This window comes from Pseudomonas sp. QL9, assembly GCF_041409665.1.
Taxonomy (GTDB): Bacteria; Pseudomonadota; Gammaproteobacteria; order Pseudomonadales; family Pseudomonadaceae; genus Pseudomonas; species Pseudomonas knackmussii.
Genome location: NZ_CP166971.1, coordinates 2,516,870 through 2,532,215 on the forward strand (window position 1 = coordinate 2,516,870; position 15,346 = coordinate 2,532,215).

The 15,346-nt window shown below is 66.9% G+C and carries 14 protein-coding genes; 10 read left to right on the forward strand and 4 right to left on the reverse strand.

Translation table 11 applies throughout. The features are described 5' to 3' along the window. Positions 1-10 precede the first annotated feature (10 nt). Entirely contained in the window at positions 11-412 is a 402-nt protein-coding gene (locus ACA097_RS11925; protein ID WP_043248173.1) for an SMI1/KNR4 family protein, read from the forward strand. Positions 413-513: 101 nt separating this feature from the next. Continuing rightward, positions 514-726 carry a YgdI/YgdR family lipoprotein gene (locus tag ACA097_RS11930; protein ID WP_043248171.1) on the forward strand — a complete coding sequence of 71 codons (213 nt, stop codon included), beginning with the start codon at positions 514-516 and terminating at the stop codon, positions 724-726. A 5-nt stretch (positions 727-731) separates the two neighbouring features. Here the strand turns inward: ACA097_RS11930 and ACA097_RS11935 are convergent, their stop codons facing one another. Beyond that, the gene (locus ACA097_RS11935; protein WP_371370231.1) at positions 732-1,397 is read right to left on the reverse strand and encodes a GntR family transcriptional regulator; all 666 of its coding nucleotides are present in this window, start codon (positions 1,395-1,397) and stop codon (positions 732-734) included. A gap of 251 nt (positions 1,398-1,648) precedes the next feature. On the opposite strand from ACA097_RS11935, the gene ACA097_RS11940 reads away from it, so the two are divergent. The 5 genes from ACA097_RS11940 (at position 1,649) to ybaL (ending at position 8,099) form a co-directional block, all read left to right on the forward strand. Further along, positions 1,649-3,043: an aspartate aminotransferase family protein gene (locus ACA097_RS11940; RefSeq protein ID WP_371370232.1), complete on the forward strand. Its 1,395-nt coding sequence runs from the start codon at positions 1,649-1,651 to the stop codon at positions 3,041-3,043. Between the two features lie 215 nt (positions 3,044-3,258). Next, a complete protein-coding gene (locus ACA097_RS11945) occupies positions 3,259-4,626 on the forward strand; it encodes a glutamine synthetase family protein (RefSeq protein ID WP_371370233.1) in 1,368 nt (455 codons plus the stop codon). Positions 4,627-4,799: 173 nt separating this feature from the next. Then, positions 4,800-5,558 (forward strand): SDR family NAD(P)-dependent oxidoreductase, encoded by a 759-nt coding sequence (locus tag ACA097_RS11950; RefSeq protein WP_043248167.1) that lies wholly within the window; start codon positions 4,800-4,802, stop codon positions 5,556-5,558. A 171-nt stretch (positions 5,559-5,729) separates the two neighbouring features. Then, positions 5,730-6,233, forward strand: coding sequence for an acyl-CoA thioesterase (locus tag ACA097_RS11955; protein WP_371370235.1), 504 nt, complete (start codon positions 5,730-5,732; stop codon positions 6,231-6,233). 183 nt (positions 6,234-6,416) lie between these two features. Continuing rightward, positions 6,417-8,099 carry a YbaL family putative K(+) efflux transporter gene (ybaL, locus tag ACA097_RS11960; protein WP_371370236.1) on the forward strand — a complete coding sequence of 561 codons (1,683 nt, stop codon included), beginning with the start codon at positions 6,417-6,419 and terminating at the stop codon, positions 8,097-8,099. 91 nt (positions 8,100-8,190) lie between these two features. Here the strand turns inward: ybaL and pdxY are convergent, their stop codons facing one another. Further along, complete coding sequence (gene pdxY, locus ACA097_RS11965) at positions 8,191-9,060, reverse strand: pyridoxal kinase PdxY (RefSeq protein ID WP_043248164.1); 870 nt, start codon at positions 9,058-9,060, stop codon at positions 8,191-8,193. Between the two features lie 125 nt (positions 9,061-9,185). On the opposite strand from pdxY, the gene ACA097_RS11970 reads away from it, so the two are divergent. Continuing rightward, on the forward strand, positions 9,186-9,644 hold the full coding sequence (locus ACA097_RS11970; RefSeq protein ID WP_043248163.1) for a DUF3301 domain-containing protein: 459 nt from the start codon (positions 9,186-9,188) through the stop codon (positions 9,642-9,644). A gap of 1 nt (position 9,645) precedes the next feature. On the opposite strand, the gene ACA097_RS11975 is transcribed toward ACA097_RS11970, so the two are convergent. Then, positions 9,646-10,524: an alpha/beta fold hydrolase gene (locus ACA097_RS11975; protein WP_160285465.1), complete on the reverse strand. Its 879-nt coding sequence runs from the start codon at positions 10,522-10,524 to the stop codon at positions 9,646-9,648. Between the two features lie 104 nt (positions 10,525-10,628). On the opposite strand from ACA097_RS11975, the gene ACA097_RS11980 reads away from it, so the two are divergent. After that, entirely contained in the window at positions 10,629-12,386 is a 1,758-nt protein-coding gene (locus ACA097_RS11980) for an ATP-binding protein (protein ID WP_371370237.1), read from the forward strand. Next, positions 12,383-13,717, forward strand: coding sequence for a sigma-54-dependent transcriptional regulator (locus tag ACA097_RS11985; RefSeq protein WP_371370238.1), 1,335 nt, complete (start codon positions 12,383-12,385; stop codon positions 13,715-13,717). The genes ACA097_RS11980 and ACA097_RS11985 overlap by 4 nt, the downstream gene beginning before the upstream one ends. 189 nt (positions 13,718-13,906) lie before the next feature. Here the strand turns inward: ACA097_RS11985 and ACA097_RS11990 are convergent, their stop codons facing one another. Beyond that, on the reverse strand, positions 13,907-15,250 hold the full coding sequence (locus ACA097_RS11990; RefSeq protein ID WP_043248159.1) for an APC family permease: 1,344 nt from the start codon (positions 15,248-15,250) through the stop codon (positions 13,907-13,909). Positions 15,251-15,346: the final 96 nt, after the last annotated feature.

A 15,346-nucleotide genomic window follows, 5' to 3' on the forward strand; every position in this document is an offset into this window, starting at 1 on the left:
GGTTCCTGCCGTGGAAGATGTGATCGAGCAATTGCGTGAACTCAACGAGCCGGTTCCGGTGCCGCTGGAACTGCCGGACGAAGAGCTGCTGGTGGAGATCGAAGAGGAACTGCTGATCGGCATACCTGCGGAGTTCCGCGAGTTCCTGCTCAAAGTCAGCGACGTGGTCTACGGGCGCCTGGAACCGGTTACGGTCACCGATCCGCAATCGCACACGTACCTGCCCGAAGTCGCTGCCGTCGCCTGGGCCATGGGCCTGCCGCGCGAGTTCATCCCGCTGTGCGCCGATGGCGACGATTACTACGCCGTGGGCCAGGACGGCGAAGTGGTGCTCTGGGCCGACGGAGAGCTCACCGAGGAGACCTGGGATTCGGTGTGGACCTGGGCGCGCGACGTGTGGCTCGACACTTGATCCGATTTTTCTGAATTTCCCCGCGGACGGGTTGTCACACCGGCAGTCCCGCAGATCGTCTCCTTCGCCTTGGTCGATCTGCGCTGTCCCGTGGAGACTCTATGAAAGCGAAATTCCTTCTCCTCAGCGTGCTGCTGCTCGGCCTTGCCGGTTGTGCCAACAAGGCCGTGGTGTCGCTGCAGGATGGCAGCGAAGTCCTGGTCAAGGACCACGCTGACTTCGACAAATACAACGACTACTACGAATTCGAGCAGTTGAACGGACAGACCATCCTGATCAAGAAGGACAACGTCCGCTACATCAAGTCGATCTGACGCCCTCAGCGGACATCCCGCCGCCCCCCAGACTCCAGCGCGAGCAGATTGAGCAGGTACTGACCGAAGTAGGCCAGGTCCTGCTCGATGGCGGCGCGCGCGCCCTGGGCGTCGCCGCGCTGAATCGCCTCCAGGGCGTTCTCATGGAACTCGTTCAGGCGCTGGGACAGGTCCGCCTCGGTGAACAGCCGGTTGAAGAAGGGCCCGACCTGCAGCCACAGCGCCTCGATCATGCGTAGCAGCGTGGGATTGCCACAGGCGCGGTAGAGCGTCAGGTGAAAGCGGCTGTTGTGCTCCAGGTAGGCCTGCACGTCGCGGCGCTGCACGGCTTCTTCCATCAGCTCGGTGCAGGTCTTCAGCACCTCCAGGTCCGCCGTGTGCAAGCGCGGCACCCCGTCCTCCACGGCCAGGCCTTCCAGCGACTGGCGGATCTGCAGGATCTGCAGGAAGCGCTCGCGCGTCATCACAGGGACGCGCAGCGAGCGCTGTGGCTCGCCCTCCAGCGCACCCTCGGCGACCAGCCGCTGCAAGGCAGCGCGCACTGGCATGGGGCTCGTGCCCCATTCGTCGGCCAGGTCGCGGATCTTCAACCGCTCGCCGGGCTGGAAGCGCCCGCTCAAAAGGGCCTGGCGCAGGTTCTGGTAGAGCTGTTCCTGGAGGTTGTCGGCCATGGGATCACTCCGCGCGGACCGGCGGCGCCGGCAGTTGGGCGAAGGTCAGGCTGCAGTTGTGCATCATCTCGGTGTTACCTCATTGCATCCGAATGCCCGTTCCGTCGCACGGCCGGCGCGAAAAGGGTCGATTCCATTTGTGATCACAAAAACATCTGAAGGGGAGATTATCAGGCATTCCTCAACCTGTATTGACATTTTTGTGATCACAAATGAGGATGATGTGCAGAAAAACAAACGAGGTGTGCAAGATGACCGCCAGCGGAATCTCCCAACAGGCCGTCGAAACCTTCACCGCCAAAGAGCGGCAGCGTTTCCTGGACCAGAACCCCAAATCCGTCGCCCTCGCCGAGCGTGCGCGCAATTCGCTGTACGCCGGCGTGCCGATGCACTGGATGGCCGACTGGTCGACGCCCTGCCCGCTGTTCGTCGAACGCGCCAAGGGTGCGCGCTTCTATGACGTCGACGGCCACGAGTACATCGACTTCTGCCTGGGCGACACCGGCACCATGTTCGGCCACTCGCCGGACCCAGTAGCCCGCGCCATTGCCGAGCAGGCCAACAACGGCCTGACCACCATGCTCCCGGGCGAGGACGCCGTGGTCTGCGGCGAGCTGCTCGCCGAGCGCTTCGGCCTGCCGTACTGGCAGGTGACCGCCACCGCCACCGACTCCAACCGCTACGTGCTGCGCTGGGCGCGCGCCGTCACCGGGCGCAAGACGCTGCTGGTGTTCGACGGCTGCTACCACGGCACCGTCGACGACGTGATGGTGCGCTACCGCGACGGCGAGACCGTGCCGCGCTCCGGCCTGGTCGGCCAGGCCTACGACCTGACCCAGTACAGCCGCTCGATCCCGTTCAACGATGTCGAGGCGCTGGAAGCTGCGCTGGCCCAGGGCGACGTCTGTGCCCTGCTGTGCGAACCGGCGATGACCAACATCGGCATGGTCCTGCCCGATCCGGGCTTCATGCAGAAGTGCCGCGAGCTGACCCGCAAGTACGGCAGCCTGCTGATCATCGACGAAACCCACACCATCTCCACCGATATCGGCGGTTGCACCAAGTTGTGGAACCTCGAGCCGGACTTCTTCGTGGTCGGCAAACCGATCGCCGGCGGCGTGCCCTGCGGCATCTTCGGCTGCAGCGCGGAAATGGCCGAGCGCATGCTCGCCTCGCGCAAGCAGGCCCAGGAAGACAGCCATGGCCACGGCCACAGCGGCATGGGCACCACGCTCTCGGCCAACGCCCTGGCCATGCACTGCATGCGCGCCAACCTCGAAGAGGTGATGACCCAGGCGGCCTACGACCACATGCTGCCGCTGGCCAAGCGCCTGGCCGATGGCTTCCGCAGCCTGATCGCCAAGCACGACCTGAAGTGGTCGGTGACCGAACTGGGCGCGCGCAGCGAATTCCAGTTCTGCCCGGTCTCGCCGCGTACCGGCGCCGAAGCCGAGGCCGCCTTCCACGACGAACTGCAGATGGCGTTGCACCTTTACCTGATCAACCGCGGCATCCTGATCACGCCCTTCCACAACATGACCCTTTGCTGCCCATCCACCAGCGCGGCCGACGTCGACAAGCTGATCGCCACCCTGGACGCCGGCATTACCGAGTTGCTGGCCATTCCCGGCGCTCGCGAGGCCTGATCGCCACACCTGCCCCTACCCGCGAATCGCGCCCGCCTGAAGGTGACACTGACGGTCGGGCCCCGTAGGAGCGGTTCTCATCCGCGAATCGCGCCGGTATCGCCGGCCATCGCGGACAAGGTCCGCTCCTACAGGGAAAGGGGAACGCCGGGCATCCCGGCAAGCCCGCTCCTATGAAAAGAACACCCGGCGCCACGCGCCGACCGAGGACCACCATGCAATTCGCCGATCCCCAGGAAGCCCGCGACTTCCTCGAACAGAATCCCGCCGTGCGCAGCATCGAACTGATGCTGATCGACGCCAACGGCATCCCGCGCGGCAAGCTGCTGCACCGCGACGAACTGCTGGCGATCTTCGAGAACGGCCGCCCGCTGCCCAGTTCCATCCTTTCGCTGACCATCCAGGGTGAAGACGTCGAGGCCAGCGGCCTGGTCTGGGAAGTCGCCGACGCCGACTGCTGGACCTACCCGATCCCCGGCTCGCTGACCCTGCAGCCCTGGCGCGCAGTGCCTACCGGCCAGGTGCAGGTGAGCATGCACCCGACCCAGGGCCTGCCGGCGACCCCCGGCGACCCGCGCCATGTGCTGGCGCGCACCATCGACCGGCTGAAGGCCGACGGCTTCCACCCGGTGATGGCGGTGGAGCTGGAGTTCTACCTGCTGGACAAGAACCGCGACGCCAGCGGCCGGCCGCAACCGGCGTTGCAGGCCAACGGCGTGCGCCCGCAGGCGCCGCAGGTCTACGGCGTCTACGAGCTGGAACAGCTGCAGCCGTTCCTCGACGACCTCTACGCCGCCTGCGAAGCCCAGGGCCTGCCGGTGCGCACCGCCATTTCCGAGTACGCGCCTGGCCAGGTCGAGCTGACCCTGGAGCACCGCTTCGACGCCCTGCGCGCCGTCGACGAAGGCGTGCGCTACAAGCGCCTGGTCAAGGGCGTAGCCAACAAGCACGGGCTGATCGCCTGCTTCATGGCCAAGCCGTTCGGCGACCTGGCTGGCAGCGGCATGCACATGCACGTGAGCCTGGCCGACGAGCAGGGCAACAACCTGATGGCCAGCGAAGACCCGCACGGCACCCCGCTGCTGCGCCACGCCATCGGCGGCATGATGGCCACGCTCAACGACGCGCTGGCGATCTTCTGCCCCAACGCCAACTCCTACCGCCGCTTCCAGGCCAACAGCTACGCGCCGCTGGCCAAGAGCTGGGGCGTGAACAACCGCACCGTGTCCTTCCGCGTGCCGGGCGGGCCGGCCAAGAGCCGCCACGTCGAACACCGCATCTGCGGCGCCGACGCCAACCCTTACCTGGCCGCCGCAGCCATTCTGGCCGGCATCCACAAGGGCATCCGCGAACAGATCGATCCGGGCGAAGAAATCGTCGGCAATGGCTACGAACAGGCCCGCGAAACGCTGCCGACCGACTGGCTGACCGCGCTGCGCACCCTGGAGCAATCCGCCTGGGCGAAAGAGGCCTTCGGCGAGGAGTTCCTGAAAATCTTCCTGGCGATCAAATGGGAAGAATTCCGACAGTTCGTCAGCGAGGTCGGCGAGCAGGATTGGCGCTGGTATCTGACCCACGCGTAAGGCGACGAACGTCCCACGGGATTTACGAAAAAATTACCCTGGCAAAGCGAAGATTCTGGTCTTTTCTTGGTCAGTAGATACAAGGGCCGCGCGTGCGGCCCTTGTCCTTGAGGCGTCCCGTCGCTGCCTGGCGGGGCGCCTTTCCCTTATCAGGCAGGGAGATCACCCGCACGATGAGCACCCCCGTTGTTCTGATCACCGGCGCCGCCGGCGGCCTCGGCAAGGCCATCGCGAAACGTTTCGCCCAGAGCCACTGGCGCATCGCCGCCACCGACGTCGACAAGAGCGGGCTGCACGCCCTCAACTCCCAGGTGCCGCTGGACGCCAGCGCGGTCGCCGACCTGCGCCGCGCGGACAACTGCCAGAGCCTGATGTCCGACATCCTCGCCCGCACCGGGCGCCTGGATGCCCTGATCAACGCCGCCGGGGTCTGGCGTGAAGGCCCGGTGGAACAGTTCAACGAAGACGACTTCGACCTGGTGCTGGGCGTCAACCTCAAGGCCCCCTTCTACATGTGCCAGGCCGCCACGCCTTACCTGAAGGAAAGCCGCGGCTGCATCGTCAACATCTCCAGCGACTCCGGGCGCCAGGCCTATCGCGGCTCGGCGGCCTACTGTGCGAGCAAGGCCGCGCTGACCATGCTCACCCGTACCCTGGCGCTGGAACTGGCGGAGGAAGGCGTGCGGGTCAACGCCATCTCGCCAGCGGACATCGCCACGCCGATGCTCGACTACCAGGCCGAGCGCTACGGCCAGGGCAATCCCGACGCCTACAAGCGCGCCCTGCTGCGCGATTACCCACAGGGCAAGGCAGCGCGCTTCATCCGCCCGGAAGAAGTCGCCGACCTGGTCTGGTTCCTCTGCAGCTCGCAGGCGGAGGCCATCACCGGCGCGGACCTGGCCATCGACTTCGGCCTTTCTGCCGGTCGCTGAACCCTCCCACTGCCGGGCTCGCCGGGCCCGGCAGGCTGTTCGTCCGGCTATCGCACGGCGCGTCGCGGGCAATGCTGGCCGCGGCGCGCGGCGGGATGTAGAAAGGATTGTGTCGCCGGACGCCCTTGCGTGCGTCCAGTCCTGCTCCCCTCACCCGCCTGCGAGATCGCTATGGAACCCGGCAACCACCAGCTCAGCATGACCGTCCTGATGACCCCCGACATGGCCAACTTCTCCGGCAATGTCCACGGCGGCACCCTGCTCAAGTACCTCGACGAAGTTGCCTATGCCTGCGCCTGCCGCTACGCCGGGCACTACACCGTGACCCTGTCGGTCGACCAGGTGATCTTCCGCGAGCCGATCCACGTAGGCGAACTGGTGACCTTCCTCGCCTCGGTCAACTACACCGGCCGCACCTCCATGGAGATCGGCGTCAAGGTGGTCACCGAGAACATCCGCGAGCAATCGGTGCGCCACACCAACAGCTGCTTCTTCACCATGGTCGCGCTGGACGACGAGCGCAAACCCACCGCCGTGCCGCCACTGCAGCCGCAGACCCGCGAGGAGAAGCGCCGCTACGTCCAGGCCCAGCAGCGTCGCCAACTGCGCCAGGAGCTAGAGCAGCGCTACCAGGCGCTGCGCGAGGAATGGGACGAGAAGTCGGACATTTCCTGACAAGAATTCGTTCTGGCAAAACGAAAAGCTCCGCTGCTTCAACGGGTTAACCTTGCTGCCCGGCCGGGCGCGAGCGTCTTTCCGGGCCTAGACTTCCCCAGCGCGGGTTTGCCCCCGTGATTCACCTTCGAGCGACCAGCCGCACGCGGCGCGGTCGCTCCCTGCGTGCCCGGAGCCCAGACGATGCACCACACCCCGCTGCTCACCACCCTCGCCGCCGGCTTCGTCCTGGCGTTCGTCCTCGGCGCCCTGGCCCAACGCCTGCGCATCTCGCCGCTGGTGGGCTACCTGCTCGCCGGCGTGCTGGCTGGCCCTTTCACCCCGGGCTACGTCGCCGACCAGGCGCTGTCGCAGGAAATCGCCGAACTGGGCGTGATCCTGCTGATGTTCGGCGTCGGCCTGCACTTCTCGCTCAAGGACCTGCTCTCGGTGAAGGCCATCGCCATTCCCGGCGCGGTGGTGCAGATCGGTGTCGCCACCCTGCTCGGCATGGGCCTGGCCTGGTTCATGGGCTGGCCGTTCGGCGGTGGCCTGGTGTTCGGCCTGGCGCTCTCGGTGGCCAGTACCGTCGTGCTGCTGCGCGCCCTGGAACAGCGCCAGCTGATCGACACCCAGCGCGGGCGCATCGCCATCGGTTGGCTGATCGTCGAGGACCTGGCCATGGTCCTCACTCTTGTGCTGCTGCCAGCGCTGGCCGGCTCCCTCGGCGGCTCCGGCGAGACCAGCGGCGGCGTGCTGCTGCCGATCCTGCTGACCCTGGGCAAGGTCGCGGCCTTCGTCGCCGTGATGATTCTTGGCGGCCGCCGGTTGGTGCCATGGGTGCTTGAGCGGATCGCCGCGACCGGCTCGCGCGAGCTGTTCACCCTCGCCGTACTGGCCATCGCCCTGGGCATCGCCTACGGCTCGGCGGTGCTGTTCGGCGTGTCCTTCGCCCTTGGCGCCTTCTTCGCCGGGATGATCCTCAACGAGTCGGAGCTGAGCCACGAGGCGGCGGAAAACTCGCTGCCATTGCGCGACGCCTTCGCCGTGCTGTTCTTCGTCTCGGTGGGCATGCTGTTCAACCCGGCGATCCTGATTCACGAGCCGCTGCCGGTGCTGGCGACCTTCCTGGTGATCGTGTTCGGCAAGTCGATCGCCGCCTACTTCATCGTGCGGATGTTCGGCCACCCCAACAGCACCGCGCTGACCATCGCCGCAAGCCTGGCGCAGATCGGCGAGTTCTCCTTCATCCTGGTCGGCCTGGGCGTCAGCCTGCACCTGCTGCCCGAACAGGGCCGCGACCTGGTGCTGGCCGGCGCGATCCTGTCGATCCTGGTCAACCCGCTGCTGTTCATCGCCATCGAGCGCCTGCAGGCACGCCGTGAAGAAGCGCAGCCCACCCAGGGCACGAGCGTCGAAGAGGACCTGCCACCGCCGGTGCGCGAGCACGACCACGCCATCCTGGTCGGCCACGGCCGGGTCGGCGAGCTGATCAGCGCTCGCCTGCAAGGCGAAGGCACACCACTGGTGGTGATCGAGGACAAGCGCGAGAAAGCCGCCGAGCTGCGCGAGCGTGGGCTCAGCGTGGTGGTCGGCAACGCCGCCAACCTGGACGTGCTGAACCAGGCCAACCTGGCCAGCGCGCGCTGGTTGCTGATTGCCATCCCCAACGGCTTCGAGGCCGGGCAGATCGCCAGCCAGGCGCGCAGCGCCCGCGCCGACCTGGAAATCATCGCCCGCGCGCACTTCGACGCCGAGGTGGAGTACCTGGAGCAGAGCGGCGCCAACCTGGTGATCATGGGCGAACGCGAGATCGCCCAGGGCATGGCTCAGCGGGTGGAGGAAACGCCCGTCCGGCACGAGCCGGAGATGCCGCAGTCGGCTTGATCTGTAGGAACGGCTCTCATCCGCGAACAGCCTCGCACCGACGTAGTACGGGAGCAGGTTCGCGGACAAGGTCCGCTCCTACGAGAGGCGCTTAAAGCGAGCGGGCCTCGAAGCGCACGCGAGGGTGGGCGATGCGGTCCTGGGCACGCACCAGCTCCAGTTCGTAGCTGCCGCAGGCCTGGGTTTCCAGCAGTACTTCATGCACCGCGGCGGCGGTGAACTCCAGCGCCATGCAGGGCTCGTCGCCGTGCAGCAGGCGGGCGAGGAAGAGGCCGGAGGTCAGGTCGCCGACGCCCACCGGCTGGCGCGGGAAGGCCAGCAGCGGGCGGCGCAGGTGCCAGCTTCCTTCGGCGCTGACCAGCAGCATCTCGAAAGCGTCGCTGGGCTTGCCCGGGTAGTTCAGGTGCTTCACCAGCACTGCCTTCGGGCCGCGCTCCAGCAGGCTGCGGGCCATGGCCTCGCAGTCGGCCAGGGATTGCGGGCTGCGGCCGCAGAAGCTGTCCAGCTCCAACTGGTTGGGGCACAGGTAGTCAGCCACCGCGGCGGCTTCCTGGAGGAGGAATTCACCGACCTCGGGCGCCACGATGCAACCCTTCTCCGGATGCCCCATGACCGGGTCGCACAGATAGATGGCGCGCGGGTTGGCTTCGCGGATTTGCGCCAGCGCCTGGAGGATCGCCCGGCCCTGATCGGCGCTGCCGAGATAGCCGGAAAGCACCGCGTCGCAATTGCCCAGCTCGCCGATCTGGGCGATGCCCTCGACCAGCGAAGGAATCTGCTCCGGCGGCAGCACCTGGCCGGTCCAGTGGCCATACTGAGTATGGTTGGAGAACTGCACTGTGTTCAGCGGCCAGACGTTGACCCCGATACGGCGCATGGGGAAGACGGCCGCGCTGTTGCCGGCATGACCGAAGACGACGTGAGACTGGATGGCGAGAACGTGGGGCGTACGCGGCTGCATGACGAGGTCCTGAAACGGGATGCGTCAGTATGGGGCGCAATTCACGTCCTTGGGAACAAACGGCTCTCGCCGCTGGAGTGCAGACTGGGTAAGCTGGTGCGCCGATTCCCGAGCGGAGCCTTGAAGTGACCTTGGGTAACCTTTTCGCATTCCTCCTGCTCGCCACCGCCGGGGCTTGGTGGTGGCGCGTGCATGGCATTCGCGAACGCGCGCTGCAGCTCGCCCGCCAGCATTGCGCGCGCGAAGGCGTGGAGCTGCTCGACGAAGTCGTGGCACTGCGCACCTTGCGCGTGCGCCGCAACAGCCGAGGCGTGCTTTGCCTGGCACGCGAGTACGCCTTCGAGTTCACCGCCACTGGCCAGGACCGCTACAACGGCAGCATCACCATGTTCGGCCAGCGTCCCGGCCCGGTCGAACTGGAAGCCTTCCGTTACGAGCCGCAGGCGCAGGAAGCCGCCCAGGCCATCGACATGATCCGCGAAGTCCCGCCGCCCGCCGCGCTACCGGCGCCGCAGCACAAGGCCGAGGTCGTGCACCTCGACGAGTGGCGGCGCAATCACACCAGCAAGAAAGTCGGCGACTGACTCATTCGTGACCGAGCAGGAAGCGCGCGACCCGCTCGGCGCTGTCCTCGGGATGTTCCTGCATGAAGCAGTGCCCGCCGGCGACGCTCTGGCCGCTCACGTGGCTGTTCAGCGCGCACCAGCGCGCCACCGCCTTGGGCACGAACGGATAGGTCTTCTCGCCGAAGATCACCTGGGTCGGCGTCACCACCTTGGCCAGCGAAGGCCACAGGCGCTTGGGGAATGAGCTGAAGATTTCCGCCTCGCGGCTCGGCCGGCACTTCAGTTCGGCACCGCCCTCTCCCACCTTGATCGCGTACTCGACGTAAGCCTGCAGCGCCTCGTCGGCCCAGCCCTTGAAGATGCCGCGGCCATGCAGCCCGGCGTAGGCGGCGGCGCGATCCGGCCACTGGCTGCGCCGGTTCTTCGCTTTCTGCACCATGGTGCGCCGCTCGTGAAGGCCAAGCACCTCGGAGAGCGCCATCACGCCGATCATCGCCGGTGTGAAGAGCACCGGATCGAGCAGCACGGCGCGGGTGAACAGGTCCCGATGACGACCGAGGATCAGGCTGCTGAGTACGCCGCCAAAGCTGTGCCCGCAGGCGTAGCGCGGCACGTCGCCGAAGACGCCGCGACCGGCCTCGAAGGCTTCCACGGCCATCTCGGCATTGCGGTTCCAGCCGTGGAAACGGCCGCCGTGGTCGCTGTCGCCGTGACCCTGGACGTCGCACAGCCAGAGATCGAAGTCCTGCGCCAGGCGCTTGAGCATCGGCTCGTAGGCGCGGCTGCAGAAACCGTTGCCATGCAGGAAATGCAGCAACGGCTTGCCGCTGGGCTCGCTGTGCCAGCCGCGCAGGGTGAAGCCGGCGGAACAGGAATGGGACCAGGCGATCAGCTGCATCGAAGGTTTCTCCTCAGGGGCGCGCAGTGTAGCCAGTGGCGATGGCGCCGGGCCAGGGGCCGGACGTGCTATGGTCGCGCTCCGTCCGTCACCCGCGCGCCGCCATGTCCGCTTCCCGCCCCCTGCGCCTGATTTTCGCGAGCCTGCTGGTGCTCGCCGGCCTCGCGCTGTCGGTGTACTGGGCCGGGCATCACGCACGCCAGCGTGCCCTGCTCGTCGAGGCGGAAGCGGCGCATGAACAGCTGGGCCTCTACGCCAGCTCCCTGCGCACCCTGCTCGAACGCTACCGCAGCCTGCCGGCGGTGCTCGCGCTGGACCCGGATATCCGCCAGGCGTTGGCCGGCCCGGTCGACAGCGAGCGGCAACAGGCGCTCAACCTCAAGCTGCAACAGGTCAACGCGGCCGCGCGCACCTCGACCCTGGAACTGCTCGACCGCGACGGCCTGGCGGTGGCGGCGAGCAACTGGGACCTGCCGACCAGCTACGTCGGCCACAACTATGCCTTCCGCCCCTACTTCCGCCAGACCCTCGCCCAGGGCACCGGGCGCTTCTACGCGGTCGGCGTGACCAGCGGCATCCCCGGCTACTTCCTGTCCAACGCGGTGCGCGATGGGGCCGGGCGCTTCCTCGGCGCCATGGTGGTCAAGCTGGAATTCCCCGACCTCGAACGGCAATGGAGCCAGACGCCTGACCGGGTGCTGGTAAGCGACGCCAAAGGCATCGTCTTCCTCGCCAATCACGACGGCTGGCGCTACCGAGAGCTACAGCCGCTGGACACCTTCGCCCGCCTGGAGCTGGCGGAGACTCGCCAGTACGACCGCCAGCCGCTGAGCCCGCTGCGCCACCGCACCCTCGAGCCGCTGGGCGACGGCAGCCAACTGGTGCGGGTGAGCACCGAACAGGGCGAGACGGACTTCCTCTGGCAGTCGATCACCCTCGCCGAGGACGGCTGGACGCTGCACCTGCTGCGCGATGCGAAAGACATCCAGAGCAACGTCATGAGCGCCCGCCTCGCTGCCGCCGGCACCTGGCTGGCGCTGGTCTTCCTGTTCCTCTGGCTGCAACAGCGGCGGCGCATCGAACGCCTGCGCCAGCGCAGTCGCGAAGAGCTGGAGCTACTTGTCGAGCAACGCACCGCAGCCTTGCGCACCGCGCAGGACGGGCTCGTCCAGGCAGCCAAGCTGGCAGCGCTGGGGCAGATGTCCGCCGCCCTCGCCCACGAGATCAACCAGCCGCTGACCGCCCAACGCATGCACCTGGCCAGCGTGCGCCTGCTGCTCGACGCCGGCCGTGCGGACGAAGCACGCACCGCGCTGGCCCGCGTGGACGAACTGCTGGAGCGCATGGCCGCACTGACCGGCCACCTGAAGACCTTCGCCCGCAAGACGCCCGGCGGGTTGCGCGAACGCATCGAACTCGGCCACGTGCTCGACCAGGCGCTGCAATTGCTCGCCGTGCGCATTCGTGCCGATCAGGTAGAAGTCAGCCAGACACTCAGCGTACCGGCCTGGGTGCTTGGCGACGCCATCCGCCTCGAACAGGTGCTGGTGAATCTGCTGCGCAACGCCCTGGATGCGCTGGCCGGCATCGAGCACCCCCACATAGCCATCCACCTGCGCCGCGAGGATGGCGACTGGTGCCTGGACATCGCCGACAACGGCCCGGGCATCGCCGCCGAACACCTGGCCAGCGTCTTCGATCCCTTCTTCACCACCAAGCCGGTGGGCGAAGGACTGGGGTTGGGACTGGCGGTATCCTACGGCATCGTCCATGAACTCGGCGGCCGCCTGGAGGCCGCCAACCGGCCCGAAGGCGGTGCGCTGTTCCGCCTCGTGCTGCCTGCCGCAAGCGAAGAGCCATGACCGAACACGTGATATTCGTCGATGACGAAGCCGCCATCCGCGAGGCGGTGCAGCAATGGCTGCAGCTTTCCGGCTTCGAAGTGCGCCTGTGCAAGAACGCCGAGGAGTGCCTGAAAACACTCGAACGGGGCTTCCCCGGCGTAGTGGTAAGCGACGTGCGCATGCCCGGCATGGACGGCCTGGCCCTGCTCGAGCGCCTGCAGCAGCTGGACCGCGACCTGCCGGTGATCATGGTCACCGGCCACGGCGACGTACCCATGGCGGTGCAGGCCATGCGCAACGGCGCCTACGACTTCATCGAGAAACCCTTCACTCCCGAACGCCTGCTCGACAGCCTGCGCCGCGCGCTGGAGAAGCGCCGCCTGGTGCTGGAGAACCGCCAGCTGCGCGAGCAGGCGGCGCTCAAGGACCGCGTGGAATCGCGCCTGCTCGGCGTGTCGCGGCCGATGGAAAACCTGCGCCGGCAAGTGCTGGCGCTGGCCGGCACGCCGGTCAACGTGCTGATCCGCGGCGAAACCGGCAGCGGCAAGGAACTGGTCGCGCGCTGCCTGCACGACTTCGGTCCGCGCGCCGACAAGCCCTTCGTCGCGCTGAACTGCGCAGCCATTCCCGAGCAGTTGTTCGAGAGCGAGCTGTTCGGTCACGAGAGCGGCGCCTTCACCGGCGCCCAGGGCAAGCGCATCGGCAAGCTGGAACACGCCAACGGCGGCAGCCTGTTCCTCGATGAGATCGAGAGCATGCCGCTGGCCCAGCAGGTCAAGCTGCTGCGCGTGCTGCAGGAGCACCAACTGGAACGCCTGGGCTCGAACCAGAGCATCCGCGTCGACCTGCGGGTCATCGCGGCGACCAAGCCCGACCTGCTGGAAGAGGCCCGCGCCGGGCGCTTCCGCGAAGACCTGGTGTATCGCCTGAACGTCGCCGAACTGCGCCTGCCACCGCTGCGCGAAAGACGCGAGGACATCCCCCTGCTGTTCGAGCACTTCACTCACCTGGCCGGCGAAAAGCTCGGCCGCGAGGCGCCGCCGCTTTCCACCGCCGAACTGGCGCGCCTGCTGGCCCACGACTGGCCGGGCAACGTGCGCGAGCTGGTGAACGCCGCGGAGCGCCACGTCCTCGGGCTGGACCGCGAAGCCGAGCTCCCGACGCCGCCCGGCAACGGCCTGCTCGAACGCATGGAAGCCTACGAAGCCGAGTGCATCCGCCAGGCGCTGAGCCAGTGCAAGGGTGACATCAAGGCGGTGATGGAACTGCTCGGCCTGCCGCGCCGCACCCTCAACGAGAAGATGCAGCGCCACGGGCTGAGCCGCGCAGAATTCCTCGGCGAGGACTGACAGCTGCTGCCGTAGGAGCAACTGTCTTTTTGGGCTCCCGCGTTCGCGGGAGAGCCGGCCTTGAATTTCGTGCTTTTCGGCGTCATCCCCGCGAACGCGGAGACCCAGAAGCCACGTAGGAGCGGGCCCGCTCGCAAACGACCCCGCACCGAGGTGGCAGGGCCGCCATCAGGCTCAACTAGAGTCGGATCACAGCCCTGCCGCCAGCTCCCCGGCCTTGCCGCGCTTGTGCAGCACCGCCAGGTAGACCAGGCCAACGGCAATCCAGGCCAGGCCGAGGTACTGGGCATCGGGGCTCATGCTCAGTAGCACGTAGCCGATGATCACCAGTCCGATCAGCGGGCACAGCAGGTGGCGCACCACCTTCCCGCTTTTCTGGCGGATGAAGTAGTGATTGATCACTGCCAGATGCAGCAGGCAAAAGCCGGTAAGCGCACCGAAATTGACCAGCGACGTGAGCACGTCCGGCGCATCCAGGAACGCGATGCCGATGCCCAGGGAGAGAACGGCTACCAGGTACAGGCTGACATGCGGGGTCTTGTAGCGCTCGTGGACCTTGGCCAGGGGGCGCGGCAGGCGTCCATCGCGGGCCATGGAGTAGAGCAGGCGCGAGACCGCGGCCTGCGAGGTGATGGACACAGTCACCCCCCAGGCCAACGCGGTAGCCACGGCAGTCAGGCTGGAGAGCCACTTGCCACCAGCCGCCTCGGCGATCTCGTAGAAGGCAGTGTCGGCCGACTGGAAGGTCATGCCGGCAGCCAGATCGGTAGCCAACCAGGTCTGCAGGACGAAGATGCCGCCCATGACGAACAGGGCGATCAGCGAGGCGCGGCCGATCTGTCGCGCCGGGTCGCCCTTGACCTCCTCGGCCAGGGTGGAAATGGCGTCGAAGCCAAGGAAAGACAGGACCGCGATGGACACCGCACGCATCACCAGGCCGAGATCGAAGTGCTCCGGCTGGTAGAGCGGCGCCAAGGTCAGTCGACCATTGCCCATGCCGCCTTCCAGGGCGTGGTAGCCGACCACCAGGAAGATGCCCAGCACGATCATCTCGGCGATCAGGAACAGCAGGTTGAAGCGTGCGGCGAAAGTGATGCCGCGCAGGTTCACCAGTGTCGCCGAGACCAGGAAGCCGAGCATCCAGGCGAGCTTGGGCACCTGCGGATACAGGTGGTTGAGCGCCAGCGCGCTGAACACGTAGAGCAAGGGTGGAATCATCAGGTAGTCGAGCAGCAACACCCAGCCCGCGATGAAGCCGACATGCGGGTGTATGCCACGTTGGGCATAGGAGTAGACCGATCCGGCGATGGGGAAGGCGCGGGCCATGGCGCCATAGCTGAGGGCGGTGAAGAGCATCGCCAGCATCCCCACCAGGTAGGCCATGGGCACCATGCCCTGGGAATCGGCGTGAACCCAGCCGTACACGCCGAATGGCGCGATGGGAATCATGAAGATCATCCCGTAGATGACCAGGTCGCTGAGGGAAAGACTGCGGCGGAGCTGTTGTTGGTAGCCAAACTGTTCGATGGCCATGGAGGGGTCCTCTCGATACGGCAGCTTTATCGTTGTCGGGGGCGCCGCGAGCACGACAGCGCGTTTCTTGTTGTTCTATGCGGGCCGGCACGCCGG

Bases quoted from the DNA above. Each gene is read 5' to 3' on its own strand.
- ACA097_RS11930 (WP_043248171.1), top strand. From the start codon at position 514: ATGAAAGCGAAATTCCTTCTCCTCAGCGTGCTGCTGCTCGGCCTTGCC.
- ACA097_RS11935 (WP_371370231.1), bottom strand. From the start codon at position 1,397: ATGGCCGACAACCTCCAGGAACAGCTCTACCAGAACCTGCGCCAGGCC.
- ACA097_RS11940 (WP_371370232.1), top strand. From the start codon at position 1,649: ATGACCGCCAGCGGAATCTCCCAACAGGCCGTCGAAACCTTCACCGCC.
- ACA097_RS11945 (WP_371370233.1), top strand. From the start codon at position 3,259: ATGCAATTCGCCGATCCCCAGGAAGCCCGCGACTTCCTCGAACAGAAT.
- ACA097_RS11950 (WP_043248167.1), top strand. From the start codon at position 4,800: ATGAGCACCCCCGTTGTTCTGATCACCGGCGCCGCCGGCGGCCTCGGC.
- ACA097_RS11955 (WP_371370235.1), top strand. From the start codon at position 5,730: ATGGAACCCGGCAACCACCAGCTCAGCATGACCGTCCTGATGACCCCC.
- ybaL (WP_371370236.1), top strand. From the start codon at position 6,417: ATGCACCACACCCCGCTGCTCACCACCCTCGCCGCCGGCTTCGTCCTG.
- pdxY (WP_043248164.1), bottom strand. From the start codon at position 9,060: ATGCAGCCGCGTACGCCCCACGTTCTCGCCATCCAGTCTCACGTCGTC.
- ACA097_RS11975 (WP_160285465.1), bottom strand. From the start codon at position 10,524: ATGCAGCTGATCGCCTGGTCCCATTCCTGTTCCGCCGGCTTCACCCTG.
- ACA097_RS11980 (WP_371370237.1), top strand. From the start codon at position 10,629: ATGTCCGCTTCCCGCCCCCTGCGCCTGATTTTCGCGAGCCTGCTGGTG.
- ACA097_RS11985 (WP_371370238.1), top strand. From the start codon at position 12,383: ATGACCGAACACGTGATATTCGTCGATGACGAAGCCGCCATCCGCGAG.
- ACA097_RS11990 (WP_043248159.1), bottom strand. From the start codon at position 15,250: ATGGCCATCGAACAGTTTGGCTACCAACAACAGCTCCGCCGCAGTCTT.